General features: G+C 34.5%; 30 protein-coding genes and 1 pseudogene. 15 read left to right on the top strand and 16 right to left on the bottom strand.

Annotated features, from left to right (window positions below):
- Positions 1-74 precede the first annotated feature (74 nt).
- The 7 genes from ACFSTA_RS13635 to ACFSTA_RS13605 all read left to right on the top strand — a co-directional run bounded on the left by ACFSTA_RS13635 (position 75) and on the right by ACFSTA_RS13605 (position 5,410).
- Positions 75-422: a DUF3221 domain-containing protein gene (locus ACFSTA_RS13635; protein ID WP_377557286.1), complete on the top strand. Its 348-nt coding sequence runs from the start codon at positions 75-77 to the stop codon at positions 420-422.
- Positions 423-638: 216 nt separating this feature from the next.
- Entirely contained in the window at positions 639-1,775 is a 1,137-nt protein-coding gene (locus ACFSTA_RS13630) for an oxidoreductase family protein (RefSeq protein WP_377557285.1), read from the top strand.
- 99 nt (positions 1,776-1,874) lie between these two features.
- Positions 1,875-2,297 carry a hypothetical protein gene (locus tag ACFSTA_RS13625; RefSeq protein ID WP_377557283.1) on the top strand — a complete coding sequence of 141 codons (423 nt, stop codon included), beginning with the start codon at positions 1,875-1,877 and terminating at the stop codon, positions 2,295-2,297.
- A 127-nt stretch (positions 2,298-2,424) separates the two neighbouring features.
- On the top strand, positions 2,425-3,018 hold the full coding sequence (locus ACFSTA_RS13620) for a YdeI/OmpD-associated family protein (protein WP_377557281.1): 594 nt from the start codon (positions 2,425-2,427) through the stop codon (positions 3,016-3,018).
- Positions 3,019-3,129: 111 nt separating this feature from the next.
- The gene (locus ACFSTA_RS13615) at positions 3,130-3,579 is read left to right on the top strand and encodes a GNAT family N-acetyltransferase (RefSeq protein ID WP_377557280.1); all 450 of its coding nucleotides are present in this window, start codon (positions 3,130-3,132) and stop codon (positions 3,577-3,579) included.
- A 338-nt stretch (positions 3,580-3,917) separates the two neighbouring features.
- On the top strand, positions 3,918-4,754 hold the full coding sequence (locus tag ACFSTA_RS13610) for a helix-turn-helix domain-containing protein (RefSeq protein ID WP_377557279.1): 837 nt from the start codon (positions 3,918-3,920) through the stop codon (positions 4,752-4,754).
- A gap of 83 nt (positions 4,755-4,837) precedes the next feature.
- The gene (locus tag ACFSTA_RS13605) at positions 4,838-5,410 is read left to right on the top strand and encodes a dihydrofolate reductase family protein (RefSeq protein WP_377557278.1); all 573 of its coding nucleotides are present in this window, start codon (positions 4,838-4,840) and stop codon (positions 5,408-5,410) included.
- A 288-nt stretch (positions 5,411-5,698) separates the two neighbouring features.
- Here ACFSTA_RS13605 and ACFSTA_RS13600 read toward each other — a convergent pair whose 3' ends face one another.
- Positions 5,699-6,676, bottom strand: a complete 978-nt coding sequence (locus ACFSTA_RS13600) for a tetratricopeptide repeat protein (protein WP_377557277.1) — start codon at positions 6,674-6,676, stop codon at positions 5,699-5,701.
- A gap of 766 nt (positions 6,677-7,442) precedes the next feature.
- Here ACFSTA_RS13600 and ACFSTA_RS13595 point away from each other — a divergent pair.
- From ACFSTA_RS13595 to ACFSTA_RS13580, 4 genes and pseudogenes are all read left to right on the top strand, one after another.
- Complete coding sequence (locus ACFSTA_RS13595) at positions 7,443-7,553, top strand: DUF3307 domain-containing protein (RefSeq protein WP_377557276.1); 111 nt, start codon at positions 7,443-7,445, stop codon at positions 7,551-7,553.
- Positions 7,554-7,738: 185 nt separating this feature from the next.
- On the top strand, positions 7,739-8,623 hold the full coding sequence (locus tag ACFSTA_RS13590; protein ID WP_377557274.1) for a serine hydrolase domain-containing protein: 885 nt from the start codon (positions 7,739-7,741) through the stop codon (positions 8,621-8,623).
- 3 nt (positions 8,624-8,626) lie between these two features.
- Positions 8,627-8,843, top strand: a pseudogene (locus tag ACFSTA_RS13585) (DNA-binding transcriptional regulator); the annotation flags it as partial.
- Between the two features lie 75 nt (positions 8,844-8,918).
- Positions 8,919-9,551 carry a type 1 glutamine amidotransferase family protein gene (locus ACFSTA_RS13580; RefSeq protein WP_377557273.1) on the top strand — a complete coding sequence of 211 codons (633 nt, stop codon included), beginning with the start codon at positions 8,919-8,921 and terminating at the stop codon, positions 9,549-9,551.
- A gap of 594 nt (positions 9,552-10,145) precedes the next feature.
- Here ACFSTA_RS13580 and ACFSTA_RS13575 read toward each other — a convergent pair.
- On the bottom strand, positions 10,146-11,222 hold the full coding sequence (locus ACFSTA_RS13575) for a citrate/2-methylcitrate synthase (protein WP_377557272.1): 1,077 nt from the start codon (positions 11,220-11,222) through the stop codon (positions 10,146-10,148).
- A 111-nt stretch (positions 11,223-11,333) separates the two neighbouring features.
- On the opposite strand from ACFSTA_RS13575, the gene ACFSTA_RS13570 reads away from it, so the two are divergent.
- Positions 11,334-12,212, top strand: a complete 879-nt coding sequence (locus ACFSTA_RS13570) for a LysR family transcriptional regulator (protein ID WP_377557271.1) — start codon at positions 11,334-11,336, stop codon at positions 12,210-12,212.
- A gap of 23 nt (positions 12,213-12,235) precedes the next feature.
- Here the strand turns inward: ACFSTA_RS13570 and ACFSTA_RS13565 are convergent, their stop codons facing one another.
- The 5 genes from ACFSTA_RS13565 to vrrA all read right to left on the bottom strand — a co-directional run bounded on the left by ACFSTA_RS13565 (position 12,236) and on the right by vrrA (position 16,263).
- The gene (locus ACFSTA_RS13565; RefSeq protein WP_377557270.1) at positions 12,236-13,771 is read right to left on the bottom strand and encodes an FAD-dependent oxidoreductase; all 1,536 of its coding nucleotides are present in this window, start codon (positions 13,769-13,771) and stop codon (positions 12,236-12,238) included.
- Between the two features lie 149 nt (positions 13,772-13,920).
- Entirely contained in the window at positions 13,921-14,160 is a 240-nt protein-coding gene (locus tag ACFSTA_RS13560; RefSeq protein ID WP_377557269.1) for a 4Fe-4S dicluster domain-containing protein, read from the bottom strand.
- Positions 14,161-14,466: 306 nt separating this feature from the next.
- Entirely contained in the window at positions 14,467-14,673 is a 207-nt protein-coding gene (locus tag ACFSTA_RS13555; RefSeq protein ID WP_377557268.1) for a DUF6501 family protein, read from the bottom strand.
- A gap of 48 nt (positions 14,674-14,721) precedes the next feature.
- Positions 14,722-15,678, bottom strand: a complete 957-nt coding sequence (gene msrB, locus ACFSTA_RS13550; RefSeq protein ID WP_377557267.1) for a peptide-methionine (R)-S-oxide reductase MsrB — start codon at positions 15,676-15,678, stop codon at positions 14,722-14,724.
- A 75-nt stretch (positions 15,679-15,753) separates the two neighbouring features.
- Positions 15,754-16,263: a VrrA/YqfQ family protein gene (vrrA, locus tag ACFSTA_RS13545; RefSeq protein WP_377557266.1), complete on the bottom strand. Its 510-nt coding sequence runs from the start codon at positions 16,261-16,263 to the stop codon at positions 15,754-15,756.
- 331 nt (positions 16,264-16,594) lie between these two features.
- Here vrrA and ACFSTA_RS13540 point away from each other — a divergent pair, with 331 nt between their 5' ends.
- Positions 16,595-16,909, top strand: coding sequence for a YolD-like family protein (locus ACFSTA_RS13540; protein WP_377557265.1), 315 nt, complete (start codon positions 16,595-16,597; stop codon positions 16,907-16,909).
- 22 nt (positions 16,910-16,931) lie between these two features.
- Here the strand turns inward: ACFSTA_RS13540 and ACFSTA_RS13535 are convergent, their stop codons facing one another.
- From ACFSTA_RS13535 to ACFSTA_RS13505, 7 genes are all read right to left on the bottom strand, one after another.
- Positions 16,932-17,153: a YozE family protein gene (locus ACFSTA_RS13535; protein ID WP_377557264.1), complete on the bottom strand. Its 222-nt coding sequence runs from the start codon at positions 17,151-17,153 to the stop codon at positions 16,932-16,934.
- A gap of 19 nt (positions 17,154-17,172) precedes the next feature.
- On the bottom strand, positions 17,173-17,934 hold the full coding sequence (gene tatC, locus ACFSTA_RS13530) for a twin-arginine translocase subunit TatC (protein WP_377557263.1): 762 nt from the start codon (positions 17,932-17,934) through the stop codon (positions 17,173-17,175).
- A gap of 85 nt (positions 17,935-18,019) precedes the next feature.
- Entirely contained in the window at positions 18,020-18,193 is a 174-nt protein-coding gene (locus ACFSTA_RS13525) for a twin-arginine translocase TatA/TatE family subunit (RefSeq protein ID WP_377557262.1), read from the bottom strand.
- Positions 18,194-18,212: 19 nt separating this feature from the next.
- A complete protein-coding gene (locus tag ACFSTA_RS13520) occupies positions 18,213-18,416 on the bottom strand; it encodes a twin-arginine translocase TatA/TatE family subunit (protein ID WP_377557261.1) in 204 nt (67 codons plus the stop codon).
- Positions 18,417-18,552: 136 nt separating this feature from the next.
- Positions 18,553-19,134, bottom strand: a complete 582-nt coding sequence (gene mobA, locus ACFSTA_RS13515; RefSeq protein ID WP_377557384.1) for a molybdenum cofactor guanylyltransferase — start codon at positions 19,132-19,134, stop codon at positions 18,553-18,555.
- A 16-nt stretch (positions 19,135-19,150) separates the two neighbouring features.
- Positions 19,151-19,642: a dihydrofolate reductase gene (locus tag ACFSTA_RS13510; RefSeq protein WP_377557260.1), complete on the bottom strand. Its 492-nt coding sequence runs from the start codon at positions 19,640-19,642 to the stop codon at positions 19,151-19,153.
- A gap of 17 nt (positions 19,643-19,659) precedes the next feature.
- Positions 19,660-20,616 carry a thymidylate synthase gene (locus ACFSTA_RS13505; protein ID WP_377557259.1) on the bottom strand — a complete coding sequence of 319 codons (957 nt, stop codon included), beginning with the start codon at positions 20,614-20,616 and terminating at the stop codon, positions 19,660-19,662.
- A 116-nt stretch (positions 20,617-20,732) separates the two neighbouring features.
- Between ACFSTA_RS13505 and ACFSTA_RS13500 the strand changes: the two genes are divergently transcribed.
- Together ACFSTA_RS13500 and ACFSTA_RS13495 are read left to right on the top strand one after the other, a co-directional pair.
- On the top strand, positions 20,733-21,743 hold the full coding sequence (locus ACFSTA_RS13500; protein WP_377557258.1) for a C40 family peptidase: 1,011 nt from the start codon (positions 20,733-20,735) through the stop codon (positions 21,741-21,743).
- 111 nt (positions 21,744-21,854) lie between these two features.
- Entirely contained in the window at positions 21,855-22,217 is a 363-nt protein-coding gene (locus ACFSTA_RS13495) for a DUF2512 family protein (RefSeq protein WP_377557257.1), read from the top strand.
- Between the two features lie 42 nt (positions 22,218-22,259).
- On the opposite strand, the gene ACFSTA_RS13490 is transcribed toward ACFSTA_RS13495, so the two are convergent.
- Positions 22,260-22,850 (bottom strand): HD domain-containing protein, encoded by a 591-nt coding sequence (locus tag ACFSTA_RS13490; protein WP_377557256.1) that lies wholly within the window; start codon positions 22,848-22,850, stop codon positions 22,260-22,262.
- Entirely contained in the window at positions 22,850-24,520 is a 1,671-nt protein-coding gene (locus ACFSTA_RS13485) for a formate--tetrahydrofolate ligase (RefSeq protein WP_377557255.1), read from the bottom strand. Before ACFSTA_RS13485 ends, ACFSTA_RS13490 begins: the two co-directional genes overlap by 1 nt.
- Positions 24,521-24,858 lie beyond the last annotated feature (338 nt).

Below are 24,858 nucleotides of genomic sequence, written 5' to 3'. Positions count from 1 at the left end.
TTGTTGGGAAGTGGAATGATGCAGCGTATACATGAAATAATGGTATCAGAACAATAAATTGGAAGGGAGTAAATATGAAAAAAATACTCTTTTTAGTATTTTTATTAATCACTTTAGTGATTGCTACCGATCTAATTAATACGTTCAGTGCTAGCGATTCGATGACACTAGAAGGTTACTTATTGATAAAAGAAGAAACGAACTATTTAGTTAGCGACGATAAGTTTGATTCAGAGGTTGCAAATAAAATAACGGGTTCCGAGATATTGTCAACCTATAACCAGGTATATATATTAGATAAAATACCCTTTTCATTGAAAAAAATTAAAAACGGGCAGAAAGTAAAAGTATACCACAACGGTATTATTTTAGAATCTAACCCTGCTAAAGTAAATGTATTGAAAATGAAAAACATAGATTAGTATATTGCTTTTATTAGTTTCAGCTTCTATTTACTAATGCAGGGTAGGGGAAGATAGCAACATTGTTGGTTGAAATACGAGTAATTAATGAAGAGGATGGATGTTGGAATTATATCGATATTAATTTCACAGTTAAATAATATGAAGGAATTACATATCGACTATTGCGGTAAAGTTGGCACTAAAAAATAGTTCTCTACTTAACTGAGGTGTAAAATGAAACAATCACTGCTGGAAATTCAATCAACCTTAAACATAAGCACTTTAAAGGAATGTGTTTCTAAAATAATTAATAGGAGGGTTAGTCATATACAAGAATGGACTCTTGAATCGATATCGTGTGCATCATTAAATTTTACTACAGAAGGTATTTTCCGAATTTACGGATCTGTAACGACCTTGGAAAAGGAAATACATTGGTCACTTGTATTAAAAATAATTAAACCAGAACAAGGTGAAAAGAATAATGCACAGCACCACAACTATTGGAAAAGAGAAGCATTGGTAAACCAATCTGGACTATTAACGAATCTTTCTGATGTTATATATACTCCTCAATGCTATAAAGTTGAAAAACAGGAAAATGGATTAATCTGGATATGGATGGAAGAAATTCAAGAAGATAATACGAAACCCTGGTCCGAAAATGAATTCGCTTTTGCTGCTCGAAAATTGGGTATGTTCAATGGTGGTTATTTATTAGATAAAACTACTCCAGATTATACATGGATTTGCCGTCAATGGCTAAAGTCATGGGTATATGGGTGTAAAAAATATTCCATAGATCCAAGTACTTACTATTCAAAGGTTCAAAATCTCAATAATATAAATAGCATATATAATTCCTATCATTACTTAAATGAAAACTTAGATAAACATTTTAACGCTTTGGCCAGTTTACCACGTGTACTTGCTCATCAAGATTTAAGTAAACAGAATATGTATACGAAACTACATAAAGGAACTAAAAAGTTAACATTAATTGACTGGCAGTTTTTAAGTATTTCTGGACTTGGTGAAGATTTAGGAAAACTATATGGTGTTGCGTTAAGCCAACAAGATATTCCAATTGAAAAAGGAGATTATTATCAGGATTTGCTATTTACAAATTATATTGAAGGACTAAGAGATGCAGGTTGGAACAAGGATTCTACATTAGCTAGATATGGATTTTGTATCTCTTTTGCGTTACGAAGTGCATGGGAGGTGCCAAAACTAATTAAGCAAACAGCAGATTCTATTATGATGTCCGACAAAGAAAAGATGCAATCCATAGAAATACTTACACGAATTACAAGTATTCAAATGGAATTAGGTAAAGAGGCGGAAAAAATTCGTCCAGTTAATATCTGACACATGACAACTGTTTCGGGAAATCAGCAACATAACATATTATCTATACCTGCCTTAATGATATGTTATATATTTATATTGAGAGGGGTGTACTGTTATATGAGGTTTATAAAATTTGTTATTATAGCCATAATTGTTTTATCCATTCTAGGCTATGGGGTATATTTTTTCGGAACAAAAATAGCATCAGAAAAGCTAATGGGTGCTTTGTCATCTGAATTAGAGAATAGTGGTGAAATGGAAATCATCAAACAAACTATTGAAAGTGATCCGGAGTTAAAAGCATTAATAGAAGATGCCGCATCAGCTGATGAAAGTAAATTACCATTTACCACAAAAGAAGAAGCAACAAGATTGATAGTGAAAAAGGTAGGTATAACAAGACTTCAAGACATACAATCTAAGGTTCAACAAGGCAAAATCACCAAAGATGAGATCCTTCAAGAAATCGAAGAAAAACTAACTGAAGAGGAAATAACAGCAATGAAAGTAATTGTTTATAAAGAGCTTTATAATCATTAATTGTAACACTTGACCAAAGGAACATTCGTTCTTACAATATAAATGTAAAAGAAAGAATTGAAGAAATTGTGAATGATCACTCTTTTCTTTAGACTGATCGAAGAAAATAGAAGAGGGGTACTCTTAGATGACAAATAGTAGATTGAATCCTAAGGTTGATGAATATTTAAGTAAAGCCACAAAGTGGAAGGAAGAATTTGTGAAGTTGAGAAATATCATTCTTGAATGTGAGCTGACGGAAGATTATAAGTGGATGCACCCATGTTACACGTTTGAGAAAAAAAACATCGTTTTAATTCATGGATTTAAAGAATATTGTGCGCTTCTATTTCACAAAGGTGCCCTGTTAAAGGATTCCCATGGAATTCTAATCCAACAAACGGAGAATGTACAAGCGGCGAGACAGATTCGCTTCACCAATGTTCGAGAAATAGTTGAAATGGAAACCATCTTGAAAAGCTATATTAAAGAGGCAATTGAAGTTGAAAAAGCAGGTTTGGAAGTGAATATTAAAAAGGATAGAGCATTCAATATTCCTGAAGAATTGCAAAGTAAATTCGATGAAATTCCAGCCTTGAAAACTGCTTTTGAAGCATTGACACCGGGAAGGCAAAGAGCATACATTCTATATTTTTCTAAAGCTAAACAATCCAAAACTCGAACTTCGAGAGTTGAAAAATATATGCAGCAAATTCTCGATGGAAAAGGGTTAAATGATTAGTTGATGAAAGAATTAATTAATCAAACTTTGAAACATTACCTCATTTTGCGATTATTCGCATTCCATTTTAGGTCATATTACATTCCATGAAATAAAATTGAGGAGAACCTAGTGAATCAACAAAAAATCAAAATTATTACGTATAATCCCGAGTACGCTGAGCAAACAGTCAAAATGTGGCGCGATAGCAAGGAAAAGGCTATTGGTAAGAAAGAAGCTCACAACTTCGAAAATCAAGTGTATTTTCTAAATCATATTTTATCAGAACAGTTTCAAATTGAAGTTGCGTTAATCGGGGATAATGTAGTCGGAATGATTGCCTATAACAAAACGGAAATAAGCCAACTTTATATTCATTTAGATTATCAAGGAATCGGTATAGGTCAAAAGCTGCTTGATAAAGCAAAGAAACATTCAAACGGGAGGTTAACATTATACACCTTTGAAGTAAATAAAAAAGCACAGCGATTTTATGAAAAACATGGGTTTAAAATTATTGGTAGAGGGCATGAAAATGAAGAAAATTTACCAGACATTCAATACGAATGGATAACCAAATAGATAACTGTAATGCATTAACTGGGGCGATAGGACAGCAAGAGCAACGGCAATAGTTAAACAAGGCGATCTTAATGGATCGTCTTGTTTAACTTAAAATTCCGATATTATTTTGGAATATTATGTTAGTATTGAGTTACGAAAATATCAAGCTATAGGACAAGATAGGGTAGTAAGGATTATTATAATAAGGAAAACTCAAGGGTAGTAGCAAACGGTTAATCCTATGTTTCGTCGAATACATAGGCAAGGATATCATGAGTGAAGCATACAATTACTTTTCCTTTGGAGGTATGTAGCATGATTCAGCAACTACATTTAGCGGGAGGTATTACCGTGTTATGAGAACCATAAATTTTACAGTTTTGCCGCCACCAAAGGGATTAAGAAGCGATATAGAGTGCATTCGAATTGCCTCGCACACGGGTAGAGAAGAATTAGAAGTTAAGGTATGTCCAAATGGCCTTCCTGGTATTGTATTCCAACTTTCTACCGATGCTACAGCTGCTATAGAAAGTATTACGACCCGTTCTGCACAAATCTCGAATATTCCAATATTGTTTCTTCATGGACTAGGTTCGGAACCAAGTGTCATGCACTTCAAAAACAAGCCGTACACGACAATACAAGTGGTATTCAAGTCTCATGCTCTTTATACGCTGTTTGGAATGGATGCATCTTCGCTTAACCAAGGCTTCCTGATGCCGGTCCAATTTGGTGCAAAAGAGCTTGAGAATCAGCTTTTAGCCACTAAAACAAACGCCGAGAGAATTACTATGCTAGGCGAATTCCTCATTACAAAGCTAGAGCAAACCGATATAAGAGATGAACTAATTGAGCAGGCGCTGGATTATATTAGTTTGCACATTTCAAATGTCAATGTGAAAAATTTATTGTCGACATTTCATATTTCGGAGCGTCAATTCCAGAAGCGTTTTGCTCGAGTTGTTGGTATGCCACCCAAGTTGTACATTCGAGTAAAGCGAGTTAATGAGGCACTGAGGATGATGAATACGGGGCAGTACGAACGATTTTCAGATATTGCTTACGCACTTAATTTTTACGATCAATCGCATTTTATCCGCGACATTAAAGCGTTTTCTTGGGTTACGCCGAATAGCATCACAAATAAGGTAAGTGAATTCCATAACGATGAGGCCGGTTCATCGTATTTATAGCAAAAATGACGGCTTTTTACAATTTTAAATTACTCTTACCACTTATAATGAGGATGTATTAAACAAAGGGAGGAGCAATACCAATGCGTAAAGTCAAAATGATTAACCGAGTCTCTATAGATGGCTATTTTGCTAGCTTCAACGAAATGACTGGAGGGATGGACTGGTTCATTCCAGACAACGACGTCGATAAAACTACTCACGATGTGGTGAAGGCAGATACCCTCATAGCAGGCAAAGATACTTTTGAGTTGTTCGAGGCTACATGGCCGCCCGTTCTTCGCGACCCGAATGCCCCAAAAGAAATGAAGGTAATGGCGCAAGAGCTGACCGACATGAGGAAAATTGTCTTCTCGGAAACGATGAAAATGTCCGACTGGGAGAACACTGAGTTTTATAGTGGCGATATCACTGAAGTTGTGAAGAAACTGAGGGAAGAGGATGGATCTGACATTCTCATCATGGGCAGCGGCACCGTCGTGCAGCAACTTACTAATGCTAGCCTAATAGACGAGTATGTGTTTATTCTGACACCAGTTATCGCTGGAGGAGGAAAGCCACTTTTCAAACAGGTTAATCAGAACAAGCTCACGTTACTCCAAGCAAAGAGCTTTGCTTCAGGCAACGTATTGCTACACTACGCTACTGCTAAATAATTTCCTGTGATGACTGGACTGAGAGCTCCCACAGGCAGATTAAAAATGTTATGTTGAACATACTTTTTAGATGGTTAAAAAAGCGATCAGAACAGGTGGTAGGGGAGAATTCATATGAAGATTAATATATTTTATGTTTTTTCATTGAAATGATTGTGAAACATTGAATGTGATTCAATAAGGATAAACCATCGTTTTCAACTCCTTATGGAATAGGTACTTGCATTTCACACTGAAAACGATGGTTCTTCCTGTTTAAATGAACCTATTTACTACACTTAGACATCATTAGTATCCGATAATCTCCAGAAATGCATCATCTTCGATTAAGTTATAGAACATTGGGTCTTCATATGCCCAATTCCCATAGTTTGAATCAATCTCTATCGTTTTCGCTAACAGCTTAAGTGCTTCTTCTTTTTGTTCCATGTACATTAGCGTACGACTTTTCCCATAATATCCAGATGGTGACTCTGGAAACTTTTCAATCACCGTGTCGTACACGTTAACAGCTTCCTCTAACTTATTTAAATCAACTAATACTGACCCTTTATAATAGTATGCATCAATTTGCGAAGGGTCTAAGGCAATAATTTGATTGCTATACGCCAATACTTCTTCAAAATTTCCAATCCCATCATGGGTGTACATCAAATACCACAATGCATCAATATCTGCAGGAATCAATTCGTTGTATTTGTTAAACGCTTCTAATGCTGCTTCATATTCACCGATATAATAATTCACAACACCTTTTCCATAATAGGCATATTCACTATTTGGGTTAATTTTTAACGCCTCTTCATAGTATGTTAATGCTTCTTGATTTCGATCCATAGCTGATAGTGCATTTCCCATATTAATATATTCCATATCACCGTCTGGCTTTAAATTAATTGCTTCTTTTGCAAAGTCAATAGCTTCTTCAAATCTGCCTAACTCATATAAAGCCCATGATTTATTACTTAACGCAGATTCAAGGGCTGGGTCTAACTCCAAGGACTTATCTAATGAATCTAATGCTTCATCAGCTCGTCCAAGCTCGAGTAGTTGATAACCGCGTTCTCCATGTAGACTAGCATCTTTTGGATATTTTTCAATCCTTTCATCGATATATGTTAACGCCTCTTCAAATTCACCATTTTTATAGTAAGCTTCTACTTTTTCACTATCGTACGACAAATCAACCGGAAGCAATGTTGATGGACTACACCCAAATAATAACGAAGTTCCTAAAGTTAGAATTAATATAGATTTTTTTCTCATTACAACTATTCCCCTTATAATAGATATTGGTACAAATTTCTTAAATATTAGGCTATCAACCTAATGCTTTATTAAAATTCACACAATTTATACAATATCATATTTAACTACTTAGTGGAAGGAAAACCAAAACATACCAGATGTTACTAGTCCTATTATTATGGATGCTAGTTATGATATCTCACTTGTAGTTACAATAACTCAAGATGGTTTCCAACTATTACTGGTAGAAGCTAAAGAAAAAGGGGCATCGTTACAAGCAAATACTTTATTGACACCGTATCAGGTATAGCTTTTCAAAGTGAAATTTTAAATGATGGATTCGGTCAGCCGCCAGAAGTAGAGAGTTCAATTAACTGTTTTTTGGGCTTTCAGTAAAATCAACAAGTCATATAAAAATATTTAAGGAATTTTTATTATTATATAAAAGAAGAGTACACAAGAAATTGTTAATTTATATGAAAAGCTTCGTTCACAAAAGAAGGTAGCAGAAAATCTAAATATAAATCTAGCAGCGGTAAGTAGGCATTTAAGTAAAGCTTTCTATAACGAAATACAGAGATGTAAAGAAGCTATAAAGCAAAACCTAAAAGATAATTGGGAATAGACATTTTCATCTAAGGTCTTTGAAAGGCAACGCATGACCTATAGAAATCATATATAAAAACATGACCTCTATAGGTCATGTTTAGTGCGTATTACTTCTAGAGGTCATATTTTGTAGTGTTCATGTTTGATACAATTGGAATAGAAGTGAGGTAAGGCAATGTTTGCAGTACTTTTAATCAGTCTACTTATATTAAGTCATGTTTTAACTGACTTTTATTTTCAAACTGACAAGCTAGTTAATGAAAAGAAAGACGGGTTTATAGGGTAATCTTTTATCTTTTATTCTTTACGTTATAGCTGGATATCTATTTATTATTAGAGGGGGCACCATCTTATCTCTAATGATTACTAATTTACCTTATGAAAAAATGACACCCCGTCCAGAGCAATTGGATTTGAATTAAAAAAGAAGAAAAGAGATTTTGGATTAATATATAAGGGGGACCCAAGAGAATGAAATCTTTAACCGATTTTGAAAAAATAATAAAAAAAGATAAAATTGATAGTGTCCTTGTACAGAAGAATAATACCGTGATTGTTGAATATTATCGAAACAATAAAATGAAAGAAAAACAGCATAAAATATATTCTGTTACAAAAAGCATCTTATCCGCACTGATTGGAATTGCGATTGACAAAGGGTTCATCGAAAATGTTAACACGCCAATAATTCATTACTTTCCGGAATTTAATAAAGATAAAGAAAATGAGAGAATTACAATTAAGCATCTGCTGACAATGACTTCAGGATTACACTGGCCGGGTAATAACGGTATGATACCAAGCAAAAATTGGGTCAATTTTGTATTGCAGCAGGACATTGATCATCCTCCTGGAAATGAAATGGTCTACAGTTGTGGTTCTTCACAATTATTAAGTGCAATCTTACAAAAGACTACTGGATTAAATACAGCAGTCTTCGCTAAAGAGAATTTATTTAAACCACTAGGAATAACAGATTATAACTGGAACCGTGATGCTCAAGGTATAGCCATTGGTGGATTCGGATTAACGATGAAAACAGTTGATATGTTAAAATTCGGTACACTATATTTAAAAAATGGATTATGGAAATCTAAACAAATCGTGCCATATCATTGGATTGTGGAATCTACAAGTTCAAAGGTCAAAACAGATAATAATTATTCATACGCATATCATTGGTGGAACATAACACCCGACAATCAAGTAGGTAGGATTTTTTTGGCGATTGGACATGAAGGACAGTATATTATTGTCGCACCTGACTATCAATTGATAACGGTTTTCACAAGTAGTTTTAAAGATGGTGCAACAAGACCTTTACAATATTTTAAGGACTATCTATTAGAAGGGTAGACGTTGGGTGATATTTGCCAACATTGGTTTTTAGGACATTTATTTACAAAAACGGACTTCAAATCAAGCAGTAATTCATCTTGAAAAAGATATGATGTATACATATGTACCTTATTTACTTTTGCCGTATGGTAAATCAATTCAAATTGTTGAGCCAATAAGTCTTAAGAAAAGACTTATTGAAGTTCTGTCAGATCTAATAAAATTTCATCAAAAATGATAACTTCCCTGACGTTAGCTGTCAGGGAAGTTATATTATAATAGGCTATATCAATTGTGATGGGAGTGTTATTGGATGCAAGCAAAAAAAGTTTATCTTTATGTATTTGATTCAATGTCAGACTGGGAATATGGATATTTAATTGCTGAACTAAACTCAGGAAGATATTTCAAAAGGGATTTAGCACCTTTCAAAGTAATTACAGTAGGCGCTAATAAAGAAATCATTACTACGATGGGAGGACTGAACGTAAAACCAGATATTTCCTTAAATGAGTGTACTCTTGAGAATAAAGATCTTTTAGTTTTACCTGGAGGGAATACTTGGGGAGAAAATATCCATCAACCTATCTTGAAAAAAATAGGCGATGCTTTAAAGCTTGGGACTATAGTTACTGCAATTTGTGGTGCAACTGAGGGACTAGCGAATTTTGGGTACCTAGATTCAAGAAAGCATACAAGCAATGATTTAGAGTATCTTAAAATGGTTTGTCCTAATTATAAAGGAGAAAAATTTTATGAAATGAGACCTGCAGTATCTGGTGAGAATTTGGTTACTGCATCAGGAGTAGCCCCTCTGGAATTTACGAAGGAAGTACTGGAAAAATTAGATGTATTTGCACCAGATACATTGCATTCATGGTATAACCTAAATAAAACTCATAAACCAGAATACTTCTTTCAGTTAATGAATTCAATAAACGGATGAGCTAAAAATCAACTTAGCAGATTATATTAGTTTAAAAAATTTCCATGCTTTAGACGATGTCAAAGCATGTTTTTTGTATATTAGTTAAAAATGTTTGGGAAGTAAAAACTTAGAAAGCACAACATCCAGACTTTTTTAATCTTATTGAACAAGGTTAGGCTTTTTTCTTTGATAATAATGATGGAACGATCTGCAGGTATTGGGCAAATAAAGTCCTTTAATTTAACCAAATAAACCGTGAAATTTTCTTCCGCAAAAGGGCGCATTTGCTGAACATCAAAAGCCTAATTTCTCACTAAAAGGTCGGAGGAATTAGGCATTTTTGTTTCAAAATCTGTACATAATAGTGTGAATCTGCACTTAAAGAAGTGTGCAAATTTAGCGAGGGAGGAAACGCAACACTTTTGTGTTATGAAAAGCAACAGATTTATGTTATTAGTCAAAGGGCGATAATTAGTGTTTATTTAAATATTTTTCTAGTTTACATAATATATATTATAGGAACTTAACTTAAAAACTAGATATCTTATCTCAAATACAAAGTATACTTGTGATAGTGAGATAAACGAAAAAAATAACGCAATTTTAATAGCGTTATTTTTTTCCAATATATTTTACATCTGGTCTATATAGTATATTGTTATCTAATTGTTCTATTGCATGTGCACACCAGCCAACAATTCGACTAGAACTAAAAATTGCTGTAAATAACTCTGGATCTAATTCAAGTGTCTTCATGATAGCGGCTGCATAATATTCTACATTTGTGTATAGTTGTTGATTTGGTTTGTGCTGTTGCAGTATTTTTATTGTTTCTTGTTCCGTTTCCATCGCTAGTTCAATCCATTTAGGTACATCGTCTAGTTTTAAAATTGTTTCTTTTAAAGCTTCAGCACGAGGATCAACCGTTTTGTAAACTCTGTGACCAAATCCCATTATCCGTTGTTTATTTGCAAGTTTTGTTGTGATGACCTCATGTATTCGATCATTTGAACTTATTTCTTCTAATAAATTGATTACTCCTGTTGGTGCTCCACCATGTAATGGCCCTTTCATGGTGCCCAATGCACTTGTAATCGCAGCAACAAGGTCACTTTCCGTCGAGATGGTCACTCTTGCTGCAAAAGTAGAAGCATTTAAACCATGTTCCATCGTTAATATCAAGTACTTTTCAAGTATTTGAGCCTTCGTTTTACTTACTTCACCTGTAAGCATATACATGAAATTTTCAACATGGTTTAAGTTGTCTGAAGCTGGTTGAATTCTAGGGAGATTATTTATACTCCGGTAACGGTAAGCGATAATCGTTGGAAATACAGCGATAAGATTCAATGCAATTTCATAGTTTTTCATATTTCTCGACATTTCTAACGATGATATCGCTGTTCTCAAGACATCCATCATGGATAAATCACGTGGTAAAACATCAATAATCTCTTCCACATATGAAGGAATATTTCTGTAAGCTATTAATTTAGATCTTAAGTTTGCTAATTCAGAAGCATGTGCTGTTCTTCCGTTTAACAAGTAAAAAGCCGTTTCTTCACATGAATAATTATGAACAAAATCGTGAACCGGTATCCCACGATAAAGTAATTCTCCCTTTTCCCCATTGATATAACTTAATTCCGTTTCTGCTGCAATAATACCCTTTAATCCTGGTTGGTACATTTGTACATTCTCCCCTTCCCTTTTATTTCAGTATAATCCAAGTGAATAATTATTAAAATTTAATAATTTTTAGTATAATGATTAATATAATTTATTAATGAGGGAATATATATGGATATCAAAGCATTGAGAATGTTTTTAATGGCTGCTGAATATGAAAATTTCCGTATGGTAGCTGAGGAGCTTTATCTTACACAGCCAGCCATCACATTCCAAATGAGGCAATTAGAAAAGGATCTTGGAGGAAAGTTATTTGCGAAACAGGGTAGAAATATAATTATAACAGAGTTCGGCAGATTATTTTACACGGAAGCAAAACAAATGGTCGAACAGTACGAAAAAAGTATGGGAGTAGTACAACGGTTTAAACAAGGTTATCAAAAATTATTCAGACTTGCTATTTCGCCGATGCTAGCAGATACGATTCTTCCTACAATCATTCATAAATATATTGATTCTAATCCACACGTTGAGTTATCAATCACCGTTAAAGAATCTATTGACATTCCTAAAGTAGTCGAGAATGGCGAGGTTGATATAGGTTTATCTTGTATGCCAGGATATTCCAACATTACCTCTGTTAAGTTCCATGAAGAGTCCATTAGTCTTGTATGTAGGCATGATGGTTATGATATGGAATCAGGACCAATTATTGATGCTAAGGAGTTATTAGAAGAAAATATCTTATTTACAGATAATCACCCTACCTATTGGGAAAGTATAAAAAACCAACTAAATGAGAAGGTTTCTACGTTACAGTTAATGAAAGTAAATCAATCGTATATTACAAAAAGATTTGTTTTAGAGGGAATTGGTGTTAGTTTCTTTCCGAAATCCATTATCCATCGAGAAATTATGGAAGGTAGACTAATAGAAGTACCAATACAATTTATAGAAACACCGAAAGCATCCATGTATATTTTATATAAGCATGAACATTTAGCAGATCATGATTTTATCGATTTCATATCCCAGTTTTATTATAGTTAAAAAATAAGCAGCCTAATGACTGCTTATTTTTTACCGTTCAATTCAACCTTTGGTAGTGGTCGTTTGGCAGGACCCTCTACTACATCACCTGTATAGGAAAATCGGGAACCATGACAAGGACAATCCCATGTTCTATCACCAGAATTCCATTCAACTTCACATCCCATATGTGTACATGTCGTATCCAAAGCATGTAATTTGCTATCCTTATCTTTATATACTCCTGTGCGCTTCCCATTAACTCTAGTGATAATTGCGTCATCAGGAGATAGTTCTTTAACGTTATCATTGGTAAATTCTAATTTACCTTTAATCATATGTCTGGCCACATCAGCATTTATACTCGTAAATTTACGAAGGGAAGGATCAGCTTGAAACCTTGATGGAGAGTATAATTCTTCATATTCATTCTCACCATGAATGATTTTATCACTTATAAGTTTAGCGGCAATGGTGCCGTTAGTTATACCCCATTTCCTAAAACCTGTCGCAACAAATACCGAATCCTCATCTTCTGTTATTTTTCCAATAAACGGCATCTTATCTAATGTTGTATAGTCTTGTGCGGACCATCTGTATGGAATATCTGTAACTCCAAAATTATCAGTGGCAAAATCCTTTAATGCGTTGTAGTGTTCAATAGTTGTTTTTCCTTGACCTGTCTTGTGATGCTCTCCACCTATTAACCAAAGTTTCTCCCCATTCATTTTAGTTGTCCGAATAGATCGTGTAGGCGATTCTGCATTTATATACATACCACCTGGAAATGTTTGATCTGTTTTTATTGCCATAACATACGATCTATCTGGATACATTCTTGCAAAATAGAAGCTTTGTCTATCATAGAACGGAAAATGGGATGCGACTATAACATATCGACAAACAACTCTTTTACCATCCCTTGTAATAATGGCAGGATGTTTGTTATATTCTACGTCAACAGCAGTAGTGTTTTCAAAAAATTGAGCACCATTTTTTTCAGCTTCATTTATCAACGCTTTCAAATATTTCAAGGGGTGAAATTGCGCTTGATTTTTCATAACTAATGCTGATTTAACATCTAAGTCCAATGGTATATCTTCAAGTAGTTGTCCATCGATTTTGAGTTTTTCATATGCTTTTAACTCTGTTTCCAATTGCGATACATATTGTTCCGAATTCGTATAAATATAAGCATCTTCTTTGGTGTAATCACAATCAATTTTGTATTTGGATATGTTGTTTTCAATTAATTCTTTTGCCTCTGTTGTTGCTTTATAATATTGTAAAGCTTTTTCCATTCCAAAATGCTGAATAAACTCATCATAAATTAATCCATGCTGTGCGGTTATTTTAGCGGTAGTGTGACCGGTTGTACCATTTAATAATACCCCAGCATCCAATAAAGTAACCTTTATATTTTGTTTAGCTAGTAAATACGCCGCGGTTATACCGGTTATTCCACCACCAACAATACCAACATCCGTTTGTACGGATTCTTCTAATTTGGGAAATGCCGGAAGTTGTATTGAATCCCTCCAGTAGGGTTCGGGAAATTGCGGCATTTGGTTATCACTCATAGCTATTCCTCCTTCATATGTTAGTTATAGTATTACCAGTTCAGGAAATAAGATGAATCAACAATTAAGGAGAGATTATATGGAATAAATATATAAAACCGCTACAAAAGTCATTGCAGCGGTTTAGTATAAGTAGAGAGAGATCTCAATTATCTATCTTCAAAAAATTTACGGTTTAAGGTAATATATTCATTTTCTTCTTCTGGTACTTCATCTTCCATATAGATCGCTTCAACCGGACACACTGCTTCACATGCACCACAATCTATACATATATCTGGGTCGATGTAGAACATGTCCTTTCCCTCTTCAATACAATCTACCGGACACACTTCAACACATTCACCGGCTTTTTCCGTTTTACACGGTGATGTAATTATAAAAGCCATGTAAGACTCCTCCTTCATACCACATTATAAAAAATTCATAGATAATGCCATTATATAGTAATTATATACTACCTAACATCCCTTTATCTTTCAAGTATTTACTCATATATTCACCTATTTGTAAATTTCTCATACGATTAACTATTTACCAATCGTAAAATTCCGCGTCTACTTTTGTGATGTAGAAAGAAACAGTGAGTAAAACTTTTGAGTGAGTTTTTCACTTTTCAAATCTTCTTGAACTGAATGCTATAAAACCGCATTTAAAAATCAACCAAAAAAACTAACAGGTGGTGTTATCACCTGTTAGTTAACTTCCTTGAAATAATCCTTTAAAAATCCACCTATACGATTACTGTTATCTATAATGAAATAAAATTCATCTGTTTCATTTTTAACATCGTATCTTTTCCCTGGTGTTAATTTATTATGGACAATAAATTTTTTCGCATTAGCATGTACACATTCAATTTGTTTGATTGTTTCCTTGTTCTCCCAATTATAGTGATTCATAAACGTATTCCTCCAACTAGTTTACATAATAATATTATCGAAAACTCATTATTTGTTAGCAAATATAAATAAATATTTTCCGTATCCTTCTTCTTCCATCTTATCCTTTGGAACAAAACGCATGGCGGCAGAATTCATACAATATCTTAATCCACCTTTCTCTTTTGGACCATCTTCAAACACATGGCCAAGGTGTGAGTTGGCAGTTTTACTTCGAATTTCCGTACGAACCATTCCATGTGAAGTATCTGTATTCTCCTCAACCTCATAACGATCGATTGGCTTCGTAAAGCTTGGCCATCCACATCCCGCGTCATATTGATCAGTTGAAGAAAATAAAGCTTTTCCAGAAACGACATCTACATAAATTCCCTCTTCTTGATTATCCCAGTATTCGTTCTGAAACGGCTGTTCTGTCCCATTTTCTTGTGTAACATGATATTGCATAGGTGTTAGCTTTTGTTTTAAATCACTTTTATCCATTCTCCATGTATCTTTAATAAAATCTTCTCTGCCAGAGCCTTTTTTGTAAAGACGATAATGGAAAGATTGCTTTTTGTAATAGTCTTGATGCTTTTCCTCCGCTTTATAGAACGGCATAGCTGGAAGAATTTTAGTAGCAATTGGCTTAGAAAACTTACCACTTAATTCTAATTCCTGTTTCGAATGTTCAGCAGTTTCTTTTTGCTTCTCGTTATGATAAAAAATAGCCGTTTGATAGGATTCTCCTCTATCATTAAATTGACCGCCTGGATCAGTCGGATCAATTTGCTGCCAAAAGGTTTCGACTAGGTCTTCGTATGCCATAATAGCCGGATCGAATGTAATTTGAACCGCCTCAACATGACCAGTTGTATTGGAGCATACTTGTTCATATGTTGGGTTTTCAACTTCTCCACCTGTATATCCAGAAATCACACGAATGATTCCCGGACGTTGATCAAATGGTTCCACCATACACCAAAAACACCCACCTGCAAAAGTTGCTACTTCACTTGTCGCCATTATCCTACCTCCATTAATACGTTCTAGTACTATTCTTCCTGTTTTCGCATGAAAAATCAAGTGGAGTGTTTTTAGTTATATAAATAATTTTGGTGTTGATTGCCCATTCCCGCTCCTTCTTTTAACTGGTTGCACACTTGATTCTAAACTTAGAGACTCATCTGTGCTTTCAAATATACTATCCAAGTCATCTTGACTCGAACTTTCTTTCGCACTACTTTCTTTTGTAGAGCTTTCTTCCTCGTCTCCTTCTGTACTCTCAAGATCCTTGAAGGCTTTCATCATTTTATACATCGCTGGGAGGTTTTTAACCATTGGACCATATTGTTTAATTACGGGAGCTGTTGATTCAACCATTTTTAATACTTGTTGTACATTATTAAGCGTATTTGTAATGCCTCCCATACCTCCTACACTATTTGCAGCCCCACCTGTAATGGATGAACCTGGTTGTAAGAAACGCTGAATTAACCCTTGTATTCCTCCTTGTGGCATTTGATTTACAGCTTGTTGCGGAAACATAAAGTTATTTGGTTGCATACCACTTTGAAAAAAATTACCCGGACCTCGTGGCGGAAATACCATCGCTATCCCTCTTTTCCATAATAAACTCTAGTCTATTGTACGTACAATTCAATAATGAGTGTAGGCAAAAATAACAGTTATGAAAAATAATCCCTTCCAATGCTGAAAATAATCCATTATATTTCCCGGGTAACCGCAGAAACTAACATATTTTTAATAAATAACCTAGAATAAAGTCGAAATTGTTCGAATAATGGAGTTTAACAATACGGTGATCCCGTTACTTATTAATCAAACGTTTGATTAAATTCCAACTTCGTTCAAAGCATTTCAATTAATTGTTGATAACAGAACAAATGTTTGGTTATAATAGTGATGGAGGTGTTGCATTATGGTACATGATCGAGGATCCATTAAATGGACGTCTTTAATGCTCCCGGAACACGTGAAAATATTAAAAGATATGGAGAAAGAGGATCGGAAAATAATTAGACCGATCTTAGATGAACAAGAGGTTGAAATGATTAATCAACGATTAGTCGATGCTTGTATACATGAAGAAGAAGTTAGGCTAGCAATTTTTGAAGATGGCTATATCAATCATTACAACGGAAAAATTAAAATTAATAAAGAGCAACATCAAGTCCATTTAAACAATCAAGTGTTTCATTTTGTTAATATAATAAATGTAGAAAAGCTGTCCTAAACGGTAGGACAGCTTTTCTCAGTTACGCATTCTCTTTCATTTGATAGACATCCCATAATTCATCAAACACTGTAATCGCATTTGAGAAAGGACTGTATAATTCTAAATAGTTACTAACTTCATTATAGGAGGTAGCTTGTTTTGGAAAATTATGTTCATGAAACATCCAATCAGCAAGTTGACTTTGATCATCTGTTTTTTTCTTTCCTCGATAAGACATCATAAAATGATAAAACGATCTCAAGTTTATCCCCTCCTTACGATCAAACAGAGTCTTGTTTCATGAATTCTTCATGCTTTGCTTGTTTTTTACGGTAAACAATTTTAGATAAATAAATGCTTATTTCATACAAAATAATTAACGGTACTGCAATAATAATTGGGAGAATAAAATCTGGTGGCGTTAACATTGTCCCAATAATAATTAATACAAAATAAGCGTACTTCCTTGTTTTTCGCATAAAATCTGGCGTTAGTAAACCTAAGCTTGTTAAAAACATAGAAATGATCGGTATTTCAAACAGAATTGCAAATGGTAGCGTCACACGCAGTACAAATTTGAAATACTTTTCTGTTGTAAACATCTCATTAAACATACCTTCACTTAAGCTAAGTAGAAACGGTAGTATAAGATAGATAAACATGATATAGCCAAATACTAAACCAGCAATAAATAGAAAGAAAATGGCTGGAATATACGGAAGTGAGGCTTTTTGTTCTTTTGGAGTTAGTCCCGGTTTAATAAAGGCCCATATTTGATAAGCTAAAATAGGCAGCGTACCAACTAAAGCAACTAAACCAGCAATTGTAAAATACAGCCACACCGCTTCACCTGGACTAAGTATATTTAGCTGAAAATCTAAATTAGATGTAAAGAAATGGTATATTTCTTCTACATAAATAAATCCGAATATAAAAAATGCGATAAAGATCAAAATCGTTACAATCAACCTATTCCTTAACTCCGTTAAATGCCCTGTTAAATTCATTTCTTTATCATTAAATTGCGTGTCATTACTAGCCATTCTCCACACTCCTACTTACATAAAGGGCTTATATTAATATAAACATAAAAGAAGATGCAAGGTTAACCCCCTTACACCTTTTTCATTACTTTTTAGCTGATGATTCATCATCTGAAACAATATCTTTTGTAGCGTTTTTAAACTCTTTAAGCGAAGTCCCGAATGCCTTCCCTATTTCGGGGAGTTTTGCAGGACCAAAAATAACTAATGCTACAATAAGAATTAAAATTAACCCTGGGAAACCAATACTACTAAACATTTACTTCACTCCCAAAGATTTACTTTTCTTTACCTTGCACAATATCTCTTGCATCTTTAATTTCATCTGAAACATCATCTGTTAAGTCTTTCGTAGACTTCTTAAATTCACGTAATGTTTGACCTGCTGCCTTCCCTATTTCCGGTAATTTTTTAGGACCGAAAATAACCAGAGCAATAATTAATATTAAGATCAAACCTGGAAAGCCAATACCACTAAACATATATTACACCTTCTTTTAATAATTATCTTCATTATACTGGAAAACGAGTGAATCATCTATGTAAAATGAAAAAATACATATAATGTTCAAATATAGTCAAATTTTATTTTAACACGTTTGTCTCATTATTCACAACCTACTGTAATAACTTAGCTTTTTCATAATCAGAAGGATGATTCATATTAAAAAAATGTTTTTTCAATTTATCACTAGGAATTCCAGCGTAGTCTTCAACAAACGTAACATTCATATGTTTAAATAGATTCCGAACGCTTAATTGATTGTTATGAATCAACTCCTGAATGAAAGGTAGACAACTTCGTTTATATATCCCAGATAGTGGATGTATATGATCTTGAAACACTGGAACTATCGCATCTTTATCCACTAAATGATCCATTAAATAATGATAAATCTGTGGGGCAACAAATGGCATGTCACATGCGGAAAATAAATAAAGGTCTGCTTCTACATGATACATAACCGTTTCCATTCCAGCTAAAGGTCCTTTATTTTGGTAGCGATCACTAAGTATAGGGACGTTAAGAAAATCATAGTCAGATTTCTCATTTGCAACAACGACAATCTGATCACCACAATCATTCAGCTGTTCTATAATATGTTCAATAACCTTTTTGTCATGGAGTTCTAATAATGCTTTATTTGTCCCCATTCGTGAAGACTTCCCCCCGGACAATACGACACTGCAAATTTTCATTTTACTCTCCCCATAATTATTTATTTCGATCATATTGGATGAAATAATAATCATATGGGTTTTTTTCATTTTTCTCGCCTTTTATTTTGGATGTTTGTATCCATTCATCCATTGAAATTGCAGGGAAGTATGTATCACCTTCAAACGCTTCATCAATTTCTGTAATATACATCCGATCTGAAAAAGGCAAAATCTGTTCAAATAATGCTCCTCCACCTATTACAAAATACTCCTCTGTTGGATTACTTTCATTCCATTGCAAAATAGTGTCGATATCACGAATGACTTCAACGCCATCCGGAAAAGCTGTTTGGTTCTGTGATAGCACGACATTTCTTCTATTAGGAAGTGATCTCCCAATTGATTCAAAAGTTTTTCTTCCCATGATAATCGTGTTACCGGTCGTCACTTCCTTAAAGAATTTAAGATCATTTGGCAAATGCCATGGTAGATCATTATTGGCACCAATAACATTATTTCTATCCATGGCTAATAATAGTGATATCATAAACTAATCCCCCTTTATTAAACAGCTATCGGAGCTTTAATTGTTGGATGTGGATCATATCCAATCAATTCAAAATCACTTAACTCAAAATCAAATATAGATTCTTTATCTTTATTGAACTTTAATACTGGCATTTCTCGAACGTCTCTTTGTAATTGCGTCTTTACCTGTTCCACATGGTTTGCATAAATATGTGTATCTCCAAAAGTATGAACAAACTCTCCAACATCTAAATTACATTCATGAGCAATTAAATGCGTTAATAATGCATAGCTCGCAATATTAAACGGAACTCCCAGAAACACATCCGCACTTCGTTGGTAAAGTTGACATGATAATTTACCATCCGCAACATAAAATTGAAATAATGTATGGCAAGGCGGTAAAGCCATATTTGGTATATCTTCTGGATTCCACGCCGAAACAATATGTCTTCGAGAATCCGGATTCGTACGAATAGAATGAATTACATCCTTTAATTGATCAATGGTTTCATTTTGTGTCGTCTTCCAGTCACGCCATTGTTTCCCGTAAACAGATCCTAATTCGCCATATTTTTCGGCAAATGTATTATCTTGCAGAACTTTTTGTTTGAATGCTTCCATCTGCACGTCATATACCTTCTTAAATTCTGGATCTTTTAAGCTACGATTACCAAAATCGGTCATATCAGGTCCGTTATATTCCGAGCTTTCAATCCATTTTTTAAATGCCCATTCGTTCCAAATGTTATTGTTGTTAGCAAGTAAATATCTTATATTAGTATCCCCTTTAATAAACCAAAGTAATTCACTAGCTACCAAACGGAAAGGTACTTTTTTTGTCGTTAATAATGGAAAACCTTCTTGTAAATCAAACCGCATTTGATGAGCAAATATGGAGTAGGTTCCAGTCCCTGTTCGATCTTCTTTTTTAGTTCCATTATCTAAAATAGATCTACATAAATCTAAGTAAGCTTGTTCACCTTTATGCATGTGTCTTCCCCCAACCTATTGTTTCGTTTATTGTAACATAAACGTAATTCATAAAAACAATTTTTAAGCCATAAATCTAGTTAAAGAAGATCCAATAAAAGAAAGGGGATATTAGCATGCTAAATGGTACTGTAGAACGCATCGCCAAGCATACATTTCTATACAGCTATGTAGTTAGTCAGCCGTTCGCAGTTTATGTAGATGCCTATCCAGTCCTTCAAAACAAATTATTACTTGAAGCAGAGCAAATACAATATGGAGATCATGGTGAGTCTGTAAAAGTATTACAGCAAAAATTAAATAATTTATCCTACTACGATGATGAAATTGACGGAGAACTTGGTATCTTAACAGAACATGCACTCAAAAAGTTTCAAAGGGCTCATAATATATCGATCTCTGGTCAAGCAGATAAGGAAACTATATATGCTCTTATTCAAGTCGAAATAAAAGAACATATAAAGAAACTAGAACATTTAACTGAATCCATATATCCTGGAATGCACAGTGCGGATGTGAAAATAGTTCAGGAATCATTACAGTTTTTTGGTTATTATGAGGGTGAAATTGATGGAATGTATGGTCCGCTTACAAAAAAAGCTATTGAAGTGGCAGAGGATGAGCATGATATTGATTTAACTAGTGAAATTACGGCAGAGTCTCTTACTACATTATACGAATCAGAGCAACAAGAGGTTGATGAAGAAATTAGTAATTCGTCATCAGCTAGTGAGAAGAAGGAAGTTCAGCAAGTTGAAGTGAAGAGTACTAACTATACAAGCGCAATTTCTGCTGCACAGGATTTAATCGGTACCCCATATGTATGGGGTGGTACTACACCAAGCGGCTTTGATTGTAGTGGATTTTTACAATACATTTTTAATCAAGAAAACATTTCAATCCCTCGTACTGTTAGTGATATATGGAACTTCGGAACCCCTGTAGATTCACCTTCTGTAGGTGATATCGTATTTTTCGAGACATACAAACCAGGGCCATCTCATGCTGGTATTTATATAGGAGATGGAAAATTTATTCATTCCGGTTTATCTAACGGGGTTACGATTGATGAGCTTAATAGTTCCTATTGGAAACAAAGATACTTAGGTTCAAAGCGTATATATTAATTAAATTATATGTTGAGGTAGACTTTTGTAAGTCTACCTCAACATATGCTATGAATGAAAAAAGCGAAAGTGACGAATAATAATCCTATCTTGATTAAAGGTGGGATGAATATGGCAGGGTTAATTGTTAAGTTACTGGTCTGTCCGATTGGTGTCATTGTTGCATCATGGATCTTTCCAAACGTATATTTTGAATACTGGTACCAGCCAATTGTATTGGGTGTAGTATTAGCCTTTATCGGATATTTTATGGAAGTTTTAATGCTCCGGGAGGATACAAACTGGCTTAGTACGTTTATGGATTTTATTGCCTCAGCTGTAATCGTATACTTTGGTGCAATGCTATTTTTTAACGCTGAAGTAACGTTTTGGGGTGCAGTATTAACTGCAGCATTATTGGCGGTCACAGAAATATTTCAGCATAATTGGTTAATACGCAGTGGACGAGCACGTAAAGAACCTGTACATGAATAAAGAAAAGCAGTAAATGGTGGATAACCATATACTGCTTCTTTTTTACCATTCGTTCAAAAATTGTTGTAAATAATTCTCGAGGAAAACATGCCTTTCTTTTGCCATTCGTATCGCTGTTGGAGTGTGCATGAGTCCTTTTAATTTCAGTAGCTTATCATGAAAGTGTTGAATGGAAGTATGGTCTTTCATTTCATCATGATATATTAATTGTTTATTAGCCCCTCCATAAGCAAAAGTTCTTGCGATCCCAATAGCCCCGATAGCATCCAATCGATCGGCGTCTTGCACTATTTTTCCTTCCAATGTTTTCGGTATATTTCCTTTACTAAACGAGACATCTTGGATTGCTTGATGTATTTTTTCAATTTGTATTTCCGTTAATTGGATGGACTTTAGAAATTGATTCATTTCATCTATTGCCTTATTTGTATTTGCGAATAACTTTTTATCGCCTACATCATGTAACCAGGCTGCTGCTTCACAAATGAATTCATCTGCCGCTTCACTTAAAGAAATTTCCCTTGTCATTCGAGCTACTCTCTTCATATGAAAATAATCATGTCCTGTGGAATCATCCGAAAAAAGTTGATAAACATAGCGCTCGATTTTTTGCAATTGGTCGTTTGAGTCCATTAAAATAATCCGACTGCCTTTCCGTCTTCTGTAACGTCCATATTTAATGCTGCTGGTTTTTTCGGTAAGCCTGGCATTGTCATAACATCACCAGTCAAGACAACTAGAAAACCAGCTCCTACTGAAGGACGTATTTCCCTAATACTAATGGTAAATCCATTTGGTCTTCCTAATAAAGAAGGGTCATCAGATAAGGAATATTGTGTTTTCGCCATACATATTGGGAATTGGTCCCAGCCTTGTTGTTCATAGAATGATATTTGCTTTCTTGCTTTTGCAGAAATATCTATATCGTCAGCACCATACACTTTTTGAGCTATTTTTCGTATTTTAACATCGATCGAATCGTGTAAATCATACATCCGGTTAAAATTTCTCTCCTTGGATTCGGTTTGCTGAATTACTTTTTCAGCTAATTCTATCCCACCTTCTCCACCATTTGCCCATACTTCCGTAAGTGCGACGTTAATATTACGTGATTCACACCAGGATTTAATCGTTTCGGTTTCAGCTTCCGTATCGGTAGGAAATTTATTAATTGCAATAACAAATGGAAGTCCAAATGACTCAATCGTTTCCACATGCTTTTCTAAATTTTTCATCCCATTTTTAAGGGCATCGATATTCTCATTCGTTAAATTATCTTTCGGTACTCCTCCGTGCATTTTTAACGCTCTTACCGTCGCTACGATTACGACAGCATCTGGTTCAAAATCACCTGCACGAGTTTTAATGTCAAGGAATTTTTCAGCTCCTAAATCAGCACCAAATCCAGACTCTGTGACAACATAATCCCCTAATTTAGCTGCTGTTTTAGTTGCCATTAAACTGTTACATCCATGTGCGATATTAGCAAACGGTCCACCATGAATAATGGCTGGTGTATTTTCCATCGTCTGAACAAGATTCGGCTTCATCGCATCTTTTAGTAATAAAACGAGAGCACCTTCAACTTTTAAATCCTTCACTGTAACTGGTTTTTCGTCATATGTATAGCCAATTACAATATTTGATATTCTTGCTTTTAAATCTTTAAGATCTTTTGCTAAACAAAGGATGGCCATGATTTCTGATGCCACTGTTATATTAAATCCATCCTCACGTGGTACACCACGTAACGGCCCACCTAGACCAACAACAATCTGCCTTAGCGCACGATCGTTCATGTCCATTACTCGCTTCCATTCAATTCTTCTAGGGTCAATATTCAATTCATTACCACGGTGTATATGGTTATCAATCATTGCTGCCAGCGCATTATTTGCACTTGTTATCGCATGCAAATCCCCAGTGAAATGCAAATTGATGTCTTCCATAGGGAGAACTTGCGAATAACCACCACCAGCCGCTCCTCCTTTAATCCCCATCACTGGCCCTAAAGACGGTTCCCGTAGAGCGATAACCGCTTTCTTTCCTATATTATTCAACGCTTGTCCAAGACCAACAGTGACTGTTGATTTTCCTTCTCCAGCTGGGGTAGGATTAATTGATGTTACTAAAATAATCTTCCCATTTGGCTTATGAGCTAATTTCTCAACTAATTGATCAGAAAGTTTTGCCTTTGTATGACCATAGGGTTCCCAATCGTTTTCTGATAGACCAAGACCTTCTGCAATCTCCCTTATTGGTTTTAACTTCGCTTGTTGCGCTATTTCGATATCTGTCAGCAATGTTAATCCTCCTTTTTCTATTTCGATATAATTAGTTTAACGTATAATGCATAATTTGAACATATTATTGGCACACTTTTAATAAGCGCTTTCATTAGAAAGTGGCTTAATTTATTTAGACTTAGCTTGATGTGATAATTCAGGCAATTTCGTTTATATATCTTGACTGACACAATAAAATAAGCTATATTAAACACAAGCAAAGAAGATTTGGGTCATGAAAAAGCGGTAGCTTCTATAGAAGTGGATGAAAATTGATCCAACCTTCTATCAGAGGTTGCCTTTTTTTATTTCTTTTTATCTGATTTGTATTAACACGTTTTACGTGAAAGTTTTTA

Origin of the sequence: Ornithinibacillus salinisoli (assembly GCF_042684965.1) — a bacterium.
In the GTDB taxonomy this organism is placed as follows: Bacteria; Bacillota; Bacilli; order Bacillales; family Amphibacillaceae; genus Ornithinibacillus; species Ornithinibacillus salinisoli.
The sequence above is the reverse complement of the archived record's forward strand: the minus strand, read 5'-3'. Positions and strand labels throughout refer to the sequence as shown.